This is a genomic window from Bartonella queenslandensis AUST/NH15 (genome assembly GCF_000312585.1).
GTDB lineage: Bacteria > Pseudomonadota > Alphaproteobacteria > Rhizobiales > Rhizobiaceae > Bartonella > Bartonella queenslandensis_A.
Genome location: NZ_HE998134.1, coordinates 1 through 604, shown reverse-complemented (window position 1 = coordinate 604; position 604 = coordinate 1). Strand labels below are relative to the sequence as shown.

Below are 604 nucleotides of genomic sequence, written 5' to 3'. Positions count from 1 at the left end.
CCTCCTTTCCTCTATAATTTTTACCCATCTGCCAACCCCGCTTATGGCATAAAGCTAAGTGAATAAAATTGATTCAATATGAAGTGATTTGAAATGAGAGAATCTTACAATATTCGGGGGTGTAATTCAAGGTGAGAAACGATAAAAAACCATTATGAATCAATGTGTTGCAGTGTATGTGATGTATTTGCATCCCACACAAGTCAAGCAATTGCGAACCAACACAGCAGAAGGTGAATGGCTCGATATTCAGAAAGCGGTTTATGCAACCTCCCGTAAGAAAAACCCAATCTTTGATGGCTCTCTTGGCATGTATAATGGGGTTGTTTTACGCGAAGCCAGAGAGGTTACGCATGGTGTTAAGTCGACAGACAATACAGCGGTTAAAACGGTCCGTCGTGCGGTATTCTTAGGAGCACAAAGCGCCGTTATAGGCTTTGGAAAAAATCATAGTGCCACCAATTACACTCTTAAGGAAGAGTTTTTTGATTATGAACGTCAGTTTGGTGTTGCGGCTAAGACGCTGATAGGCATGAAAAAAACCCGCTTCCAAATGCCAGGTAACTCACAGACGGCTCAAGATTTTGGAACAATTGTTGTTTCT

Annotated in this window: 1 pseudogene; it reads left to right on the top strand. The window is 41.4% G+C overall.

Annotated features, from left to right (window positions below):
• Window positions 1-172: 172 nt before the first annotated feature.
• A pseudogene (locus BN338_RS09635) lies at window positions 173-604 on the top strand (phage capsid family protein); the annotation flags it as partial.